The 13,511-nt window shown below is 58.1% G+C and carries 14 protein-coding genes and 1 pseudogene; 5 read left to right on the forward strand and 10 right to left on the reverse strand.

Annotation, left to right across the window (positions count from 1 at the left end; all coding sequences use genetic code 11):
- The first annotated feature begins 90 nt into the window (after positions 1 to 90).
- Positions 91 to 327 carry a hypothetical protein gene (locus BMZ32_RS13285; protein ID WP_090242725.1) on the forward strand — a complete coding sequence of 79 codons (237 nt, stop codon included), beginning with the start codon at positions 91 to 93 and terminating at the stop codon, positions 325 to 327.
- A gap of 7 nt (positions 328 to 334) precedes the next feature.
- Here BMZ32_RS13285 and pdxH read toward each other — a convergent pair whose 3' ends face one another.
- The 5 genes from pdxH to dinG form a co-directional block, all read right to left on the reverse strand.
- Positions 335 to 982, reverse strand: coding sequence for a pyridoxamine 5'-phosphate oxidase (gene pdxH / locus BMZ32_RS13290; RefSeq protein ID WP_090242727.1), 648 nt, complete (start codon positions 980 to 982; stop codon positions 335 to 337).
- Positions 983 to 1,072: 90 nt separating this feature from the next.
- Positions 1,073 to 1,753, reverse strand: a complete 681-nt coding sequence (locus tag BMZ32_RS13295) for an OmpA family protein (RefSeq protein ID WP_090242729.1) — start codon at positions 1,751 to 1,753, stop codon at positions 1,073 to 1,075.
- Between the two features lie 94 nt (positions 1,754 to 1,847).
- Positions 1,848 to 2,993 carry a serine hydrolase domain-containing protein gene (locus BMZ32_RS13300; protein ID WP_090242731.1) on the reverse strand — a complete coding sequence of 382 codons (1,146 nt, stop codon included), beginning with the start codon at positions 2,991 to 2,993 and terminating at the stop codon, positions 1,848 to 1,850.
- 117 nt (positions 2,994 to 3,110) lie between these two features.
- Complete coding sequence (locus tag BMZ32_RS13305; protein ID WP_167376759.1) at positions 3,111 to 5,246, reverse strand: beta-agarase; 2,136 nt, start codon at positions 5,244 to 5,246, stop codon at positions 3,111 to 3,113.
- 214 nt (positions 5,247 to 5,460) lie between these two features.
- A complete protein-coding gene (gene dinG / locus BMZ32_RS13310; RefSeq protein WP_090242733.1) occupies positions 5,461 to 7,605 on the reverse strand; it encodes an ATP-dependent DNA helicase DinG in 2,145 nt (714 codons plus the stop codon).
- Between the two features lie 269 nt (positions 7,606 to 7,874).
- Here dinG and BMZ32_RS13315 point away from each other — a divergent pair, with 269 nt between their 5' ends.
- Positions 7,875 to 8,339: a CopD family protein gene (locus BMZ32_RS13315; protein ID WP_090242735.1), complete on the forward strand. Its 465-nt coding sequence runs from the start codon at positions 7,875 to 7,877 to the stop codon at positions 8,337 to 8,339.
- Between the two features lie 52 nt (positions 8,340 to 8,391).
- Here BMZ32_RS13315 and BMZ32_RS13320 read toward each other — a convergent pair whose 3' ends face one another.
- The 4 genes and pseudogenes from BMZ32_RS13320 to BMZ32_RS19595 all read right to left on the reverse strand — a co-directional run.
- Positions 8,392 to 9,153, reverse strand: coding sequence for a hypothetical protein (locus BMZ32_RS13320; protein WP_090242737.1), 762 nt, complete (start codon positions 9,151 to 9,153; stop codon positions 8,392 to 8,394).
- On the reverse strand, positions 9,146 to 9,463 hold the full coding sequence (locus tag BMZ32_RS13325; protein ID WP_090242739.1) for a DUF1145 domain-containing protein: 318 nt from the start codon (positions 9,461 to 9,463) through the stop codon (positions 9,146 to 9,148). Before BMZ32_RS13325 ends, BMZ32_RS13320 begins: the two co-directional genes overlap by 8 nt.
- A 188-nt stretch (positions 9,464 to 9,651) precedes the next feature.
- Positions 9,652 to 10,368 (reverse strand): PA1041 family peptidoglycan-binding anchor lipoprotein, encoded by a 717-nt coding sequence (locus tag BMZ32_RS13330; RefSeq protein WP_244153973.1) that lies wholly within the window; start codon positions 10,366 to 10,368, stop codon positions 9,652 to 9,654.
- A gap of 139 nt (positions 10,369 to 10,507) precedes the next feature.
- Positions 10,508 to 10,861: pseudogene (locus BMZ32_RS19595) on the reverse strand (OmpA family protein); the annotation flags it as partial.
- A gap of 436 nt (positions 10,862 to 11,297) precedes the next feature.
- On the opposite strand from BMZ32_RS19595, the gene BMZ32_RS13340 reads away from it, so the two are divergent.
- Together BMZ32_RS13340 and BMZ32_RS13345 are read left to right on the forward strand one after the other, a co-directional pair.
- A complete protein-coding gene (locus tag BMZ32_RS13340) occupies positions 11,298 to 11,795 on the forward strand; it encodes a DUF6231 family protein (RefSeq protein WP_090242745.1) in 498 nt (165 codons plus the stop codon).
- A 4-nt stretch (positions 11,796 to 11,799) separates the two neighbouring features.
- A complete protein-coding gene (locus BMZ32_RS13345) occupies positions 11,800 to 12,273 on the forward strand; it encodes a YchJ family protein (protein WP_090242747.1) in 474 nt (157 codons plus the stop codon).
- A gap of 58 nt (positions 12,274 to 12,331) precedes the next feature.
- On the opposite strand, the gene BMZ32_RS13350 is transcribed toward BMZ32_RS13345, so the two are convergent.
- Positions 12,332 to 12,901 (reverse strand): hypothetical protein, encoded by a 570-nt coding sequence (locus tag BMZ32_RS13350; RefSeq protein ID WP_090242749.1) that lies wholly within the window; start codon positions 12,899 to 12,901, stop codon positions 12,332 to 12,334.
- Between the two features lie 112 nt (positions 12,902 to 13,013).
- Between BMZ32_RS13350 and BMZ32_RS13355 the strand changes: the two genes are divergently transcribed.
- Positions 13,014 to 13,511, forward strand: coding sequence for an LEA/WHy family protein (locus tag BMZ32_RS13355; protein WP_090242751.1), 498 nt, complete (start codon positions 13,014 to 13,016; stop codon positions 13,509 to 13,511).

Here is a 13,511-nt window from a genome sequence, read left to right on the forward strand (position 1 = left end):
GACCTGAAACGCAGGGCTCGGCCGCGACACAACACCACCTTTAATGCAGCTGCCGGGTCAGCCTAGACTAAAGCTCGAACTGGGGGATTTATGGATTATTTCATCGTCGCTATTACTACCGCTGCCGGCCTGTACTTCCACTGGTGGCTGTATGTACGGATCAAACGCTGGATGGACCGTGACCTGGCGCTATCAATGGCCGGCGACTCGTCGCGCAAGCGTCGCTATATGCTCGATCGACTGGCTGAAGCACAGGCTAAAGGCATCAAGCGCAGCGACCTGCCCAACTTACTTGAGCAAGCCGCAGCGAATTATCCTGGCGAGTGAATAGTGTTCAAGGTGCCAGGCGCTCGCGCAACCAGGCGGCGTTTTCTAAACGGAAGTTGAGGCGGTCATGCAGACGGCTAGAACGGCCCTGCCAGAACTCGATACGCTCCGGCAGCAGACGATAGCCACCCCAGTGCGGCGGACAATGCGGTGCGCGATCAAGAAAGCGTTGCTCCGTTTGCGCCAGCAGGTCTTCTAACTCAGTGCGATCAGCGATGACCTGGCTTTGCGGTGAAGCCCAGGCACCCAAACGGCTGCCCAATGGACGCACTTGAAAGTAGGCATCGCACTCCTCTGCCGTTACCCGCTCGACACGCCCTTCGATGCGCACCTGACGCTCCAGGCTGGGCCAGAAGAAGGTCATAGCAGCAAATGGATTGGCCAGCAGATGCTGACCTTTTGCGCTGTCGTAATTGCTAAAGAAGGTAAAACCGCGCGCATCCAGTCCTTTGAGCAGCAGCACGCGGCAATGTGGCCGCCCCTCAGCATCAACGGTTGCCAGGGTCATGGCATTGGGTTCAACCGGTAGCTGTTCGGTTTTCACCGCCTCGGCAAACCATTGCTCAAACAGTGCAAACGGCTCAAGCGGCGCTTGCGCCTCGCACAAGCCATCACGGGTGTAGTCACGGCGCATATCAGCCAGGGTTTGAGTCATCGGCAAATCCTCTCGAACAGATGGCGCCAAGCTTAACCACTGGCGCTCTACTTAGCTTGATCTGCGACAAAAGGCCGCTGTATCTCGGCCTTATGGGCGAGTGGCTGGCTTGTCCGCCTTGGCAATCACCTTGGCGTTCTTGCCTGAAGCAGGCTTGACTACCGCAACAGCAGTGGCAGGCGCAGGTGCGCTGTATTTGGCAATCAGCGCATTGAGAGTGGCTTTCGAGGTCAGCATGATCTCGACCCGACGGTTCAGTTCGCGGCCTTGCCGGCTGTCGTTAGCCGCACGCGGCATGTCGGAGCCCATGCCTTTAACCATCAGACGATTCTGCTTAAGACCGCTGAGACGGAAGATCGAGGTGAACGCGCGGGCACGCTGTTGGCTCAGCTCACGGTTGGCATTCACTTCGCCGCTGCTGTCGGCATGGCCAAGGATCAGCACGCCGATGCTTTCATCACTCTCCAGCAACTTAGCCATGCGGCTCAGTGGGCCGAGGGTGACGGGGAGCATCATATTCGGACGGTCGGGGTTGAACGTACCCTGCACCGGCGCGGTGATCACCAAGAGGTTTTCTCGGCGTTCAAATTCGAAAGGAGTGCCCTTAATCGCTTCGCGCACCTTGGGCTCATACACATCCAGCCAGGCCTGGGTCACTGCCGGCGGCGGCATGGCGACCACTTTAGGCTCAGGCTTTGTGTATTTTTCGAAAGCACTGCAACCGCTGATCAGCACACACAGGGCGATGGCGAGAGTTTTGTTGGCGAGCATCGGGAATCCACATCGTGATAAGCAAAAGAAGCCGGTTAATGGCCTGCGCAGAAAGCAGACCAGGCCATGGTTCGCAGCAGTTTAGCTGAGCTGGCTATAAACAATCAGCCAATAGACGCGCAAGTTTCTGCGCGCGGGGGTCCATCAGGACGAACGGTCCCAGATTGTTGGTGACGAAGCCGAAGGCCACATCCCGCTCTGGGTCGGCAAAGCCAATGGAGCCGCCGGCACCAGGGTGACCAAATGCACGTGGCCCCATGCCATAGGTAGCGTTGGCGACCTCTGGCTGATCGAGCATGCAACCCAGACCGAAACGGGTACGGGTCAGCAGCGTTTTGTCCTCGCCCACCGCATGCTCGCGGGTCAGCTCGGCCAGCAACTCGCTCTCCAGCAACCGGCCGTCCAGCAAGCCGCTGTAAAAACCTGCCAGGCTGCGCGCATTACCATGGCCATTGGCCGCCGGTTGCTGCATACGCCGCCATTCAGGCTTGTTGGTGCTGGTCATGATCGACGGTGGATTGGTAAAAGCCCGTGTACTCATAGCCGCAGGCTCGCTCATCATGGTCTTGAGCAGGCGTTGAGCCGCGGCATCACCAAAGTTGCCCTTGCCACGCGAGATAATCGCCACCCGATCAAACTCTTCATCTGCAAGGCCGACGTGAAAGTCGAGGCCAAGAGGCGTGGCCGTGCGCGCGACGATGGACTCACCCGCCCCGCGCCCCTCGACCCGGCGCAACACTTCACCCACCAGCCAACCGTAGGTGATCGGTGCATAACCATGGCCCTCGCCCAAGGCCCACCAGGGCTGCTCTGCGGCTAGCGCGGCAGTCATGGTCTGCCAGTCATACAATGCTTCGGCCGGCAGCATCTGGTGCAAGGCCGGAAGCCCAGCCTGATGGCTGAGTAAATGACGCAGGGTGACTTTGTCTTTGCCGGCCGCGGCGAACTCGGGCCAGTAACGTGCGACCGGAGCATCCAGTTCAAGCTTGCCCTCGCCGACCAACTGCAAGGCAGTGACTGCGGTAAAGGTCTTGGTACAAGAGAACAGGTTGAGAATGGTGTCGCTGTGCCAGGCCTGCTGGCCGTCTTTGTCGGCCACTCCAGCCCACAGGTCCACCACGGTTTCACCGCCGACTTGCACACAGAGCGCCATGCCGCGCTCTTGTGGGTCCTCGAACAACGCCGCAAAAGCGTCTCTCAGCGCCTCGAACTTAAGGTCGAAATAGCCCTGTATCTGCACCGTCTTGCTCCTCTATCACTGTTCGGCCAACTGTTCGGCGGATTGTTTCAGCTGCGCCACTTGCGGTGAACCCGACTCAGGGCTAGAAACAGCATTATCAGCCCCGCGAATAGCCCTTCACGGGCCTGCCGTGGCGGGCGCAGGCACTGGCTTAAGCAGGGCCTTTGGCACCGCCAAGTTGGCGTTGCGCACGCTTTTAACGAAGCCTGCCCAAGGTCGATCGGTGATTGCAACCAGGCCCAAATGGCCATTTTCGCCATCCAGCAGACGCCCGGTAACCGGTTGATCAAGGTACTGGAACCAGTGCACGCCAACGATCTGAGGCTCTTCCAGCGCTTTAGTGAGGAAGTGCGCATAGGCCGGGCCGCGTTCCTCTTCCTTATAAACCTCGGCGACGCCGCCCCAGAACGGCCCGCGATCACGCGAGCCGAAGTGGAACTCGGTGATCATCAGCGGCTTGTCCAGCTCGCGCAGCGCGGCGAAGTCATACCCCTGCTGCGGCTCACGGGTGTAGAAATTGAAGCTCAGCACATCACAGAAACGCGCACAGGCATTCACCGCCTCGGGGATGCTGCTGGCGAAACGCCCACCCAGCAGCAAGTGATTAGGCGCGTGCCAGTCGAGCGAGTCGGCAATGGTCTTGAAGTAGGTTTCGGCGTACAGGCTTAAAAAGGCCTGCATGTCCTGCTCGATGGCCGGGAACTCAGCACTGGGCAGCGGCGCCTGAAAACCAGGGTCTTCCATCAGTTCCCAAGCCTGCAACTGAATACCCCAGGCGCGCGACAGGCCATTGTGGTTACGGTATTTATCGCGCAGCTGCTTAAGGAACGCACGCTTAGCCGGCACATCGGTGGTCAACCTTAGCGTGGCGTAAGCCAGAGCGTAACGACCATTAGGGTCATCCGCAGGCCCCGCCCAAGCGAGCTCGTTGTCGGCGAAATAACCGAGCAGCCAAGGGTTATCACGGTGATCGCGTGAGGCAATCGCTACAGCGCGCTCAGTGGCCATGGCAAAGCGCGGATCAAACGGGTCAGGCATCGCGCCCCACCAGTCGACACCTGTGCTGATGGTGGCGTAGTCGCCACCAATCAACAGCGGAATACTGAACGGCATGCGTGCATCGCCGGCAAAGGCCGGCTCACTCCAGTTCCCCAGGGTATTGAAGCCCCAGGCTTGCAGACGGTCCTGACTGAGCATGCGCCAAGCCACCGGATCAGCCCCGCGGTAACTGCGCTGCAGGTTAGCCTTGTAGAAATCGAACCAACGCCCGCTGGCAAATGTCCGCCCCTGGTTGGCGCCGTTATCGCTGCGGCTGTCGGACGTGCCGAAGTAGGCCGCCAGGGCATCCCCCTGTTGCGGTAAAGCACTAAACATCGCCTCACGCCCCTCAACATAGGTGGCGCTCTGTTGTGCGGTCACCGCGTTTACGCCCAGCGAGTAAAACGGATGGCCCTCTGGCGTCACTAGAAACCAACGGCCGTCACGCTTTTCCGTACGGAAAAAGCCGCTCGCTTCAAACGGCTGCCCACCCGTCCAACCGGAAAATTTATCCTGCGCCGGACGCTCAGCCAGCCAGTCATGCAACTGCTTCTGCTCCTGCACTACGGCTTCCTGCAGTTGCGCCTCGCTCTTGACCTTGCCTGGCCAGTTGCCCCGCGTGAACTGGCCGTAGCTGTCGACGATACCGGCATAGGCCGCGGCCGATAGCTGTTCGCTGCTGACGCCGAACTGGCTGATCAAAATATCTTGCGCCGCCTGCGGTTGCGGTATGGACAGGGTTAGCGCGCTGACCTTGCTCAGGTCCAGCGCGCCAGTGAGTGTATCCGCGAGCAGCAGCCGCTGGCCTTTGTGCGTCCAGGGCATCGGTACCCCGGCGCGCATACCCTGATCACGCGGCGAAGCTGCTTTTAGGGGAATCAGCAAGGTTTGCGCTGGCCCCGCCGGCAAAGCGATGCGGGTGCTTAGGCGCTGGCCGTCCGTGCTTTCAATCAGCACATCCAGAGTTAGCGCCCAATCCATGGCGTTTTGCACACGCAAGCTGACCAGGGTTTGCTGCGACCAGTCCCAGCTACCGCTTTGCGGGGTAAGGCGTAGGCTCGGCTGCGCGGCGGGATGGAAGGTCACCCGGCGCAGCACTTCGCCTTGCGGGGTCGGCTCGCCAATGCGATTAGGCAGCTCAGCATCCTGCGTGGTCACCTGAACAGCGTCCAGTGGCCGGACAAAGTTGAACAACTCCTGCGGTTCTGTCGCCATGGCTGCGCTGCAATAACCCAGTAGTACTGATAGCAAAATACCTGTCTGCAGCCTGCGTTTAACCTTCACGAACCACACTCCCCCATTGTTTCAGCCACCACGGACAACACTGTCCGTGGCAAAATTCAGGCCTTGGTGATCACCAAGGCCCTCTATGCGCTCCACTTGGAACCTATACAGCGCAGCGAGTTGCCTTGTACCGACAGGCGGGGTGCTAACTGATTTCCCGCCGAAACGGCGGCAAAGCATTGAGAATTGATTTGCCGTACCGCTGCGTAACTACGCGGCGATCCAACAGGGTAATAATTCCGCGATCCGCCTCGGTGCGCAGCAAGCGGCCGCACGCCTGCACCAGGCGCAGCGAAGCATCCGGGACGGCGATTTCCATAAAGGGGTTGCCGCCGCGCGCTTCGATCCACTCGGCCAGAGCCGCTTCCACTGGGTCGTCCGGTACGGCAAAAGGGATCTTGGCGATCACCACATGCTCGCAGTAGGCACCCGGAAGGTCGACCCCCTCGGCAAAACTGGCCAGGCCAAATAGCACGCTTTCCTCACCGCTATCGACCCGCGCCTTGTGCTTGTTCAGGGTTTCCTGCTTGGACAGGTTGCCTTGAATAAACACCCGCTTGCGCCAGTCGCGCTCCAGCCCTTCGAAGACGTCCTGCATTTGTTTACGCGAGGAAAACAACACCAAGGTGCCACGCGAGCCCTCAACCAGCCCAGGCAAGTCACGAATAATCGCTGCCGTATGGGCCACCGCATCACGCGGATCGGCATTCAAGTTGGGCACCCGCAGCACACCGGCATCAGCATGGTGAAACGGGCTCGGCACCACGGTACTGACCGCGACTTTCGGCAAGCCGGCACGCATGCGGTAGCGGTCAAAGGTACCCAGCGCCGTCAGCGTCGCCGAGGTCACCAGCGCGCCATAGGCCACATTCCACAGGTTTCGGCGCAGGGTTTCGGCGGCCAAGATCGGGCTAGCGTTGACTTCAATATCAAACAGCGCGCCGCTGTCGGCTAAGGTCAGCCAACGCGCCATCGGCGGGCTTTCCTCGGGGTCTTCGGCGGTAAAGGCCAACCATAACTCCCAGCTACCCTGAGCCCGCGCCAGCAGGCTGCCGAACAACGGGTACCACTCTTCGGCCTGGTGACTGGCGATGCCAACAGTGGCCTCGCCATCCATAGCCTCTTTAAGCTTTTCGGTCACGCCAGTAAACAACTCGGTTAGCTTGGAAAAGCCCTTTTTCAGTTCGACGCCCAACTCAATCAAATGGCCAGGCACCAGGCCACCGATAAAACGATGACGCGGTCGCTCGCGGCCCTGCATGTCTTCGCCCGGTTTAAAGTCGGCTACCTGCTCACACGCGGCGAACATAAATTGCTGGTGGGTTTTGATCTCCCGCGCCAGCTCCGGCACCTGCTCAATCAACCGGCCTAAATCACCCGGCAACGGGTGCTGGGCAAGCAACTTGGTAAGGTTCTTGGCGGTCTGTTCCAGCCAATCAGCAGTCGAACGCAGGCGAGTGAAATGGGCGAAATGACCGATGGCTTTATCCGGCAGGTGATGGCCTTCATCAAACACATAAAGGGTGTCACGTGGGTCCGGCAATACTGCGCCGCCGCCAAGAGCCAGATCAGCCAGGACCATGTCATGGTTGGTGACGATGACATCAACCTTGCCCATGCCCTCGCGCGCCTTGTAAAAGGCGCACTGCTGGAAGTTCGGGCAATGACGGCTGGTGCACTGGCTGTGGTCGGTGGTCAGTTGTGACCAGCGCGCGTCTTCCAGCTCTTCCGGCCAGCTGTCGCGGTCGCCGTCCCACTTGTTTCCAGCGAGCTTTTCGATCATCGCAGTAAAGAGCTTCTGACTCTGCTCATCCACATCGATCTTGAAGCCTTCCTCCTCGAACAGCTGCGCGGTAGCGCTTTGCGCCTGGCCTTCCTGCAGCAGCATATCCAGCTTGGACAGGCACAGATAACGGCCGCGTCCCTTAGCCAGGGCGAAGCTGAAGTTAAGACCGCTGTTGCGCATCAGGTCCGGCAGATCTTTATGCACGATCTGCTCTTGCAGCGCCACGGTGGCTGTGGCGATCACCAAGCGTTTGCCGGCAGCCTTAGCCGTGGGAATCGCCGCCATGCTGTAGGCCACGGTTTTGCCCGTACCGGTGCCGGCCTCAACCGCTACCACTGCGGGGTCACCGACACGCCGGCCTTCTTCATCAACCTCAATGGCCCCGAGCACCTTAGCGATTTCGGCAATCATCAAGCGCTGGCCATAGCGCGGCTTAAGCGACTTGGCTTCGAGAAAACGGGAATAAGCGCCCTGGATCTGGGACTTGAGTTCGGTGCTGAGCATGCTAGGAGCCTGTCGGACTTGACACTGTTCTACTGCAGAAAAGCCGGACACGGCCATTTTTACCGCTGTTTCTCATTAAATAGAGCCCTACTCGCCTCACAAGCACGATAAAACGCCTCGCACCGGACTGTTCCTCATTACGGACGGTGAAATCCGACAGACGTTCAGGACGCAAAAGGCTGGATAAATTTTCAGTGTTTGAAATCGGCGGCTATCATAGCGCGCTAATCGATCCAGCGCTGAACCGCGTAACCAACAGGAGTACCTGCATGACCCCTTACGCCTTCATCTACAGCCTGCACCTGCTCGCAGCACTCGCCTGGGTGGGCGGCATGTTCTTCGCGTGGATGGTCTTGCGTCCCGCAGCCGTTGCCGCACTGGAAGCCCCGGCCCGCTTAAAACTTTGGCTGGCGGTTTTCCCACGTTTTTTCTACTGGGTTTGGGCGGCTGTGATTGTCTTGCCAATTACCGGCATGGGCATGTTGCATCTGCGCTTTAGCGGCTTCGAGACCGCGCCACGCTATGTGCACATCATGATAGGGCTGTATATCGCGATGCTGGCGCTGTTTCTGCGGATTCAGGCCCTGCAACTGCCGGAATTGCGCCGCGCCGTAACAGCAGAAGACTGGCAGAGTGGCGGCGCAGTGCTTGGGCGTATTCGACGCCTAGTCGGCATCAATCTATTGCTGGGGGTGCTGGTGGTTGTAATCGCGGCGGCCCGCCCTTCGTTCTAGCACTGTTCAATTAACCGCTGCCAGAAGGCAGCGGTTAGAACGGTAAGTGCGATTAGAACTGCACAACATTCAACGCGCCGGCAGGGCCGGACTCACCGCCACGCCCTGCCTGTCCAGGTTTGCCATCACGCGCGCCATCGGTGCTGTACAACCAGCACCCCTTACTCATACCACCTTGACCAGCGGGCCCCGGTGCGCCCGGTTGACCACCGCTGCCACCGTCCACACGCACCTGCAATTGCTCAACCGGGAAGCCCTGCGGCACTTCCAGACGCACCTGTGCACCGGCGGCACCTGGCTGGCCGTCACCCCCATCTAAGCCATCGTGGCCACGACTGGCCTCACCCCAAGTGCATCCACCCGGCTCGCCATCGGCGCCGGCAAGCCCTGCATAACCAGGCGCACCCGCTCCACCGCGGGCATCCAGCACCAAGTTTTCGAAGGTCATAATTTGCAAGCGCACGCTTAGGTTGCGCCCTGGCAAGGCTGGCTTTTCAGCGCTGCCTTGGGCTCCACGCGCACTGATCTGCGCCCCACTGGCAATCTCTGCAGACGCCACTTCGAGGCGCAGCACCTGCTCGCTAGGGGCAATCGCCAGGCGCGCCTCGCGACCCAAACGCAATTGCGTCACACGGATTTCAGTTAAACCAGCAGGAATCAACAAGGTGCCATGATCGGCAATGTCCAGACGGTCCAGCAGCAACACACTGGTATTGCTTGGCAGGCGCATGAACGCATGGGAATCGACTTCAATCACAGCCTGGGCAAACGCCAGAGGGCTGAACAATGCCGCGAGAGCGAGTAGCTTATGCATTTTCAGCCTCCATCTGCAGTGCTTCCTGCGGTTCGGCGACGGTGGCGACAGCCACTTGCTCCGCTGGCAACCCAAGCAACTGAAAGATCCCGAAGAGCATGACATGTACACGCTCTTGAGCCGGCTTGGGGCAAGCGGCGATACGCGCGTTAAAAAACCACAGTTCCAGCGCATGAATCAGCAGGATAAAAGCGCCTGCACCATTAAGTAGCAGTGCAAAAGGTTGTGCGAAAGGCTGCAACAGGTTCGCCAATACGGCTCCCCAGAACAATGCAGTCAGACCCTTGCCCAACGTCAAAAATATCTTCATACCCGCCCCAGCAGTTTTTTATTTCGCTGCACCATATCTGCTTTAGGGGTGTGCTGCCAGAAGACCAGTAAAAACCATGACGACTGCATGCCTTCATGGCTTTACTGGGTTGAAACTGCCCTATTATCAGCAGGCCCTTGTGAATCGACTCACAGGGTTCGCAAGGAACTGCCAGCGCGTCACATCAGTTATGGCTGCGCTTCAACTTCCGCTTCGACACGGCGATTGATCGCCCGCCCGGATTCACTTGCGTTATCAGCAACCGGCTGCGACTCGCCATAGCCAACCGATGAAACTCTGCCGCTGTCAATGCCATGCTGTTGAACCAGCACATCACGCACCGCATTGGCACGCCGCTCAGACAGCCCTCGATTATAGGCATCGCTGCCTATCGCGTCGGTATGCCCTTCAACAGTGGTGGTGGTTTGTGGGTACTGCTTCATAAAGTCAGCAAGGCTTTTGATATCCGCCTGACTGCCTGCTTTGACATCAGATTTATTGAAATCGAACTTCACATCCAGCTCGACCCGAACTGTGTCGGCAACCTCAACGGGCTCTACTTCGACAGGCGTACTGGCATATTCTTTAATCGGACAGCCGTTAGTGTGAACCGGGGTATTAGACGGAGTTCCTAGGCAACGGTCGCGACGATCAAACACACCGTCGTCGTCTTCATCACCATCCTGGGCGTAGCAAATCAGCGTGCCAACGACCGCACCGGCCAAGGCTCCACCTGCTGCCCATGCTGAACTTTCGATTGCGCCCAGACCAGCACCGGCCAGACCGCCAATTACACTGCACAGGGGCCAGTTCCCTTGGTTGAGTGGCGCATCTCCCGTACTGGAAGTTGTGACGCAACCTGAAAGAACACTGCTGGCCAAGAGAATGGGGGCTAGCCCCATCATGGATCTAACTCTCATGGCACGAATCTCCTGTTTTGCCGGCTACTGCCGGTAACTAGGAGTAAAGACCTACCCTTCAAACTGCACAAGCCAGACCCTAAGAGTCTGGCTTGTTTTCTTCAAGCAGCCTTGAATCAAACAATCAAGGACGTGCTTCTACTTCTGCTTCTACGCGACGGTTGACGGCGCGACCGTCAGCATTAGCGTTGTCCGCAACCGGACGGGTCTCGCCATAGCCCACAGCGTTGACACGGTTACTGCCTACGCCGTACTGATTAACCAGTACATCACGCACGGCATTGGCGCGACGTTCGGACAAAGTCTGGTTGTAGGCATCGCTACCCACAGCGTCCGTATGACCTTCAACCACGGTGGTGGTTTGTGGATATTGCGTCAGGAAGTCAGCCAGGTTCTTGATATCGCCATAGCTTTCAGGCTTAACCTGAGCCTTGTCGAAGTCGAACTTGACGTCCAGTTCTACCCGCACAGCCTCAGCCGGCTCAGCCATCACCGGCTCTTCCATCACTTCTTCAACCATGACAACTTGCTCTTCGCCGGCGCCATGCACCCAGCAATAAGCGGCCGCCATACCGGCACCAACTAGTGCACCACCGCCAGCCCAGGTAGAGCTTTCAATAGCACCCAGAGCAGCACCGCCCACACCGCCAACCGCGGCACAAGTTGGCCAATCCGTTTTCTGCAGGCCGGCGCAACCGGTTAATAAGCTACTCGCGACAATAAGGGGTAATGCTTTCCTGGTGATGCTCATATGTAAGTCTCCAATTGATAAATCGGTAAAAACCGATACTGCAAAGTAAAGACGCCAGTAACAAAATGCGCCAGAGGATATACAAACACATTAGTTGCACGATCCACACTAGGCCACTCTGCCGCTGCACGTTAGTCTTCACGTACTAAAGCGAGGATCTTACATGCCTGCAACCCCTTCATCTCGAACCCCCCAGCAAGCCCTTGCAGCACTCCTGGCGCGCTACATGCCAGAGCGCCTGCTAGTAGTTGGTAACCGCGGATTACCTGCGATTGATGCATTTAGCCAAGCCCACCCAGGCTGTCAAATTACTCAAATAGAGGCTGGAGCACTGCCCGACGATGTGGCCGCGCAACGTTTCGATCTGGCTCTGATCGTCGATTGCCTTGAGCATTTACCGAAACGTGCAGGGCTGGAATTGCTTGGTGGCATTCGCAACCTGAATGCCAGCCGTATGGTTGTACTGGTCGACCTGCAGGCTTGCGATTGGCAAGAAACAGACTTTTTTGCCCTGGCCCTGCAGGCCAGCGAGAGCTTCCAGCGTGACGAGCAAATACTCAACCTGTTCACTTACGACCTGCTCGATTACAAGCAAGTACCTGACTGGCTAAATGCTAAATTTTGGGCCAACCCAGAGAATTTTGGAAAGTACTGGTGGTAAACCCATGAACAGCGCGGCCTGCCCCTGCGGCAGTGGTCAATTGCTAACGCTTTGCTGCGACCGCTATCACGCAGGTACTCCGCCGCCCAGCGCAGAGGCCTTGATGCGTTCGCGCTACAGTGCTTACGCTCTGGGGTTGGTCAATTATTTGGTGCACAGCACCCTGCCAGCCCAGCAAGCCAGCCTCGACCAACAGGCGATTCTCGCCTGGAGCCTTAGCAGCACATGGCTTGGGCTTGAGGTCAATCAGACACAGCTAATTAAAGGTGAACCCCAGCACGCTTATGTCACCTTTACCGCACGCTGGCGTGACGAAAACGGCGAACATAGCCATCGCGAGCGCTCGGCATTCGTACGCAATAACGGCAACTGGTATTTCATTGATCCAACTGTCGAGATCAAGCTCGAGCGCAATGACCCATGCCCTTGCAACAGCGGATTGAAGTTCAAAAAATGCTGTGCGGGCTATTTTCCATAGCACTGAAGCGGACTATTCGCGCAGAGGCAACGAGCTGTTGCGCCCTGCGCCACGCATACTAATCCTGCAGCTTCAGATGAGAGATATCGGGCGGAGGCCCGGCTGGGGCTTTTTTTGCCTCGCCCATATCACTGCCGGGCGGGGCCAAACTGAGCTGCGATAAATCCAGCATAGGAACAGCCGCCTGCGGCTTATCGTCCTGCACATCATCCCCCAGCGGGGCGATGCCAAAATCCGGCGCATCTACCTCAGCAAATGCAGCCATGTACTCATCGCGCGGCGCAACCTGCAACCGCCCCGCAGGCGGGCTGCTAGCCGCAGCTTTAACCGGCGAAACGACCGGCGCGGAAATGGGCGTAGATACAGGCGCAGCGGTTAATTCAATTTCTTCGATCTCTTCGTCGATACAGGTCACTTCGGCCACAGCCCCGGCACGCTCCAACGCCGAGCGGTACTTCTCAGCACCAGCCGCATCCAGGTTGCTTTTAATCACGATGCGCCGCCCAGAAAACAACAACGCCACACGTTGCTCATCGGCTTGAAACAGCTTGGCCACGTTGGCCTTTACCAACGCCAGCTGAGCCCCCGAAACCAATTGCGCACTAAAGGCAATTTCGTAGCGAGCCATGGTCATACTCCTGTCCTATTCAGTGCTCAGTATGGCGCAGGTTTTTTTACCGCCACAACAGGTGGCAGCCAAGCACTTGCTTGTTACACTGACGCGTCAACCGGAGTAAGCAATGTTTTATCAGGCGCAAACGATAAGAATTCTCAGCCTATTGCTATTTTTTGGTCTATCTTCGGCCCTCGGTGGTTGTTCCTCTTGGTCATCAGGCGACTTTAAAGACCCTGAGGTCCGCTTGGTCAACGTCGATGTGGTCAAGGCTAGACTGCTGGAGCAGCATTTCATGTTGCGCTTTCGTATCGACAACCCCAATAACTTCAGCCTGCCGGTGCGCGGGCTGGACTACATCGTGCATCTGAATCAGGTAAAGCTGGCTGAAGGCGAATCGAATGCCTCCTTCACCGTGCCGGCCCACGGCCACTACAGTTTCAACGTTCCGGTCCGTACTAACCTCTGGCGACACCTGCGGCAGATCGTCAAAGCGCTAGACAGACCTGACGAACCCATCCCCTATCGATTGCAAGGCGCAGTGAAAACCGGCTGGTTGTTCGGACGGAGCGTGCACATGTCGCGCAATGGCGAGATAATTCCCGGCAATTACCTCCAGGAGTAA

Origin of the sequence: Pseudomonas guineae, from assembly GCF_900113745.1 — a bacterium.
Taxonomy (GTDB): domain Bacteria; phylum Pseudomonadota; class Gammaproteobacteria; order Pseudomonadales; family Pseudomonadaceae; genus Aquipseudomonas; species Aquipseudomonas guineae.

What these genes read in the sequence shown, in the direction of transcription:
- BMZ32_RS13285 (WP_090242725.1), top strand. Translation starts at nt 91, where the DNA reads ATGGATTATTTCATCGTCGCTATTACTACCGCTGCCGGCCTGTACTTC.
- pdxH (WP_090242727.1), bottom strand. Translation starts at nt 982, where the DNA reads ATGACTCAAACCCTGGCTGATATGCGCCGTGACTACACCCGTGATGGC.
- BMZ32_RS13350 (WP_090242749.1), bottom strand. Translation starts at nt 12,901, where the DNA reads ATGGCTCGCTACGAAATTGCCTTTAGTGCGCAATTGGTTTCGGGGGCT.
- BMZ32_RS13330 (WP_244153973.1), bottom strand. Translation starts at nt 10,368, where the DNA reads ATGATGGGGCTAGCCCCCATTCTCTTGGCCAGCAGTGTTCTTTCAGGT.
- dinG (WP_090242733.1), bottom strand. Translation starts at nt 7,605, where the DNA reads ATGCTCAGCACCGAACTCAAGTCCCAGATCCAGGGCGCTTATTCCCGT.
- BMZ32_RS13295 (WP_090242729.1), bottom strand. Translation starts at nt 1,753, where the DNA reads ATGCTCGCCAACAAAACTCTCGCCATCGCCCTGTGTGTGCTGATCAGC.
- BMZ32_RS13320 (WP_090242737.1), bottom strand. Translation starts at nt 9,153, where the DNA reads ATGCATAAGCTACTCGCTCTCGCGGCATTGTTCAGCCCTCTGGCGTTT.
- BMZ32_RS13345 (WP_090242747.1), top strand. Translation starts at nt 11,800, where the DNA reads ATGAACAGCGCGGCCTGCCCCTGCGGCAGTGGTCAATTGCTAACGCTT.
- BMZ32_RS13325 (WP_090242739.1), bottom strand. Translation starts at nt 9,463, where the DNA reads ATGAAGATATTTTTGACGTTGGGCAAGGGTCTGACTGCATTGTTCTGG.
- BMZ32_RS13340 (WP_090242745.1), top strand. Translation starts at nt 11,298, where the DNA reads ATGCCTGCAACCCCTTCATCTCGAACCCCCCAGCAAGCCCTTGCAGCA.
- BMZ32_RS13355 (WP_090242751.1), top strand. Translation starts at nt 13,014, where the DNA reads ATGTTTTATCAGGCGCAAACGATAAGAATTCTCAGCCTATTGCTATTT.
- BMZ32_RS13305 (WP_167376759.1), bottom strand. Translation starts at nt 5,246, where the DNA reads ATGGCGACAGAACCGCAGGAGTTGTTCAACTTTGTCCGGCCACTGGAC.
- BMZ32_RS13315 (WP_090242735.1), top strand. Translation starts at nt 7,875, where the DNA reads ATGACCCCTTACGCCTTCATCTACAGCCTGCACCTGCTCGCAGCACTC.